Origin of the sequence: Pseudonocardia sp. SID8383 (assembly GCF_009864975.1) — a bacterium.
GTDB lineage: Bacteria > Actinomycetota > Actinomycetes > Mycobacteriales > Pseudonocardiaceae > Pseudonocardia > Pseudonocardia alni.
Map to the genome: position 1 here is coordinate 1 of NZ_WWFY01000640.1, position 3,140 is coordinate 3,140.

The following is a 3,140-nucleotide window of genomic DNA, read 5'->3' on the forward strand; positions in this document are numbered from 1 at the left end:
CCCGCCGAGGGCACGCGCGCGGACGGCGCCGCGGTGCAGGCCGGGCGGCAGTCCCGCGGTCCGGGCGGGCACGGTCACCCGCAGCCGCGACGGCGGCGCGAACGGGTCGGCCTGCACCGTCCGGATCTCGAGGTCGTAGCCGTCCTCACCCGACCAGACGCCGGTGAGGCCCTTGTAGGAGCGGTAGGAGGCTCCGTCGAGGTCCTGCAGCCGGTGACCGAGCGCGGCGACGTCGCCACGCCGGCGGGGCGCGTCCGGGCGGTCGTACGGGGTCATGCGGGGTTCTCTCCTCCACCGTCGTGGCGGCCACCCGCGGACCCCGCCGGGCCCGGTCCGCGGCGGACCGGGCCCGGGTGCGGGTCAGCGCGCGGTGAACGCCTGGATCACCAGCTGGTCCCCGGGCGGGGTGGCGGCACAGCCGGTGCCCTCCATCGGGACGAACAGCGAGTCGGTCTCGCCGGGCGGGTAGACGCGCAGGCCGCGCACGGCCGTCGGGCGGCAGGCCGCCTCGTCGAAGTTGCGCACGTTCACCACCCGCAGTGTCGCACCGGTGGTCCCGCCGGGGGCGAGGCGCACCGGGTCGCCGTGCCCGCCCTGCATCGCGGCGGCCGGGCCGATCTGGTGGCCGTCGCCGCCGCCGACGTAGGACACACCGGGGAAGCCCCGCACGTAGCAGGTGCGGCCGCCCTGGTTGCGCAGCGTCAGGGTCACGTACGACGAGCCCGCGGCGCCGCCGCCCGGGTCGGCCGCGACCGAGCCGGCGAGCTCGGAGGTGTGGCAGCGCTCGTCGCCGCCCGCCTCGGCGCCACCGGTGCCGGTGTGGGTACCACCGTTCCCTGCTCCCCCGGCCGATCCGGCACCCCCGGCGTCGGACACCGGGGCGCTCGTCGTCGGCGCGGCGGCACTCGGGGTGGCGGAGGCGCCACCGGACCCGGCGGCCGCCGGCCAGTCACCACCACCCCCGCAGCCGGCCAGCACGGCGCCGCAGGCGGCGATGGTCACGGCCCAGCGGGCGGTGCGGTGCAGGACGTACCCGTCCATGTCAGTCCCCCGATCGTCATGGTCTGTACGTCTCTTCGGACGTATCGGCACGCACCGGTTGCCCCGATCCTTCGTGATGCGAACGAGAGTTCACCCGTCCGTCCCCGATCGTCGCCCGGTCGGTACCGTCCTGTCCTGTGTTGTCGCGTATGTCCGGTGTTCATCTGGCCCGTGGGGCCGCGATCGGCGTGGTCGAGACCGTCCCGGGGGTCAGCGGCGGGACCATGGCCCTGGTCGTCGGGATCTACGAGCGCCTGATCGCCCAGGGGGCCCACCTCGTCGCCGCGGCCCGGGGTCTGCTCCCGGGCGCGGCGGGCGGTGACGTGGCGCCCCGCGAGGAGCTGCGACGGCTGGACTGGGGCCTGCTGCTCCCCGTCGCACTGGGCATGGTGCTGGCGGTCGTGGCGGCGTCGCAGGTGCTCCCGGGGCTGATCGAGGACCACCCCGTCGGCGCCCGGGCGGTGTTCCTGGGGATGGTCGCCGCGTCGGTGGCGGTACCGCTCCGGATCACCGGGCGGCTGCGCGGGCTGCGCGAGTGGGCGCTGGTCGTCCTCGCGTTCGCGGCGACGTTCGCGGTCAGCGCGCTCCCCCCGGCCGCCGGCGAGGGCCGCCCACCGATGCCGCTGGTCGGACTGGCCGCGGCGATCGCGGTGTGCGCACTGGTGCTGCCGGGCTTCTCCGGGTCGTTCCTGCTGCTGGTGTTCGGGCTCTACGAGCCGACCCTGCGCGCGGTGCGCGACCTCGACCTGGCCTACATCGCCGTGTTCGGGCTCGGCGCCGTGCTGGGGCTCGCGAGCTTCGTGTCGGTGCTGACCTGGCTGCTGGAGCACCACCGCCGCACCCTGATGGTGATCATGATCGGGGTACTGCTGGGGGCGCTGCGGGCGCTGTGGCCCTGGCAGGACGACGCCCGCGGTGTGCTGGCGCCCGACCCGGGCTGGTGGTGGATGCTGCTGCCGGCCGCGGCCGGCGCGGCGGCCGTCCTGGCGATCATGGCCGTCGAGCGGCGGGTGGACGGGTCGGCGGCGCCGGCCGCCCCGGACGACACCTCCGGCCGCGCCCCCGAGCACACCCCTGACCAGGCCACGACCCAGGTCATGGACCGCGTCCCGGGTCCCGTGTCGGACCCGGGCGCGCACCGCGCCGTGGACCGGACCGCGGACCCGGCCGTGGACCACGCCGACGTGACCCGCCCGATCCCCCGGGTGGAGCCGCCGCCGCGCCGCGACCGCTGAACGGCGGGCCCGGGATCCCGGCGCCCGGGCGCCCGGCTCAGCTCCCCAGCCACTCCGGGCGTCCGGAGCCGCGGGGGACGAGCACCGTGCGGTACTCCCCCGGCGTCGCGCTCATCGTGACCTGGTCGGTCACCCCCTGGTAGTGCCCCAGCGGGGTCTGCGCGGTGAACGTCTCCGGGGCGGGGTAGGCGTGGCGCTCGCCGGTGCCCGCGACCTCGCGGGCGTAGCCGAGGTCAAGGACCCCGAGTTCCAGCATCCACAGCGCGGCCCGGGCCAGCGACACCTCCACCGCCCAGGAACCGCCCTCCACCGCGCGGCGGCGCAGTGCCGCCGCGACCCCGGCGGCGGTCAGCCAGGACACGATGTAGTCGTTGACGACCAGGATCGGTGAGAGCCGGGGCGCCACCGTCGGGTCGGTGGCCGAGCCGCCCTCCAGGGTCATCATCCCGACCAGGGTGCCCGCGGACTGGTCGAACCCGACGCGCTGCGCCCACGGCCCGACCGGCCCGTGCAGGGTGTTCGAGGCGTGCACGATGCCGGGCCGCACCGCGGCGGCCTCCTCGGCGGACAGCCCGAGCCGGGCCAGGTAGCCGGGGCGGCGGTTGGCGTAGAACACGTCGGCGTCGGCGAGCAGCCCGCGCAGCAGCGCGGCGCCGTCGGCGGCGTGCGGGTCCACCGTGGCGGACCGGACGCCGACGTTCGCGGTGACGTAGGTGCTGTCGTGCTCGAACTCCGTGGGGCGCCAGATGTTGAGCACGTCCGCGCCGTGCAGGGCCAGCGCCCGGCCGGTCCCGGCGCCGGCGATGACGTGGCCCATCCCGAGCGCGCGCAGCCCGTCCAGCGGCAGGTCGGCGCGGCGGCGCC

At 76.8% G+C, this 3,140-nt stretch carries 4 protein-coding genes; 1 reads left to right on the forward strand and 3 read right to left on the reverse strand.

Annotated features, from left to right (window positions below; translation table 11 throughout):
- Both GTW08_RS15710 and GTW08_RS15715 read right to left on the reverse strand, forming a co-directional pair.
- Positions 1-276: ABC-ATPase domain-containing protein (locus GTW08_RS15710; protein WP_237453882.1), on the reverse strand; the 276-nt coding region annotated here is incomplete at its 3' end.
- Positions 277-360: 84 nt separating this feature from the next.
- Positions 361-1,041, reverse strand: a complete 681-nt coding sequence (locus GTW08_RS15715; protein ID WP_073574889.1) for a DUF4232 domain-containing protein — start codon at positions 1,039-1,041, stop codon at positions 361-363.
- A gap of 149 nt (positions 1,042-1,190) precedes the next feature.
- Here GTW08_RS15715 and GTW08_RS15720 point away from each other — a divergent pair, with 149 nt between their 5' ends.
- Positions 1,191-2,276 carry a DUF368 domain-containing protein gene (locus GTW08_RS15720; RefSeq protein ID WP_073574890.1) on the forward strand — a complete coding sequence of 362 codons (1,086 nt, stop codon included), beginning with the start codon at positions 1,191-1,193 and terminating at the stop codon, positions 2,274-2,276.
- A gap of 37 nt (positions 2,277-2,313) precedes the next feature.
- On the opposite strand, the gene GTW08_RS15725 is transcribed toward GTW08_RS15720, so the two are convergent.
- On the reverse strand, positions 2,314-3,140 hold an 827-nt coding region (locus tag GTW08_RS15725; protein WP_202417228.1), incomplete at its 5' end, for a CoA transferase.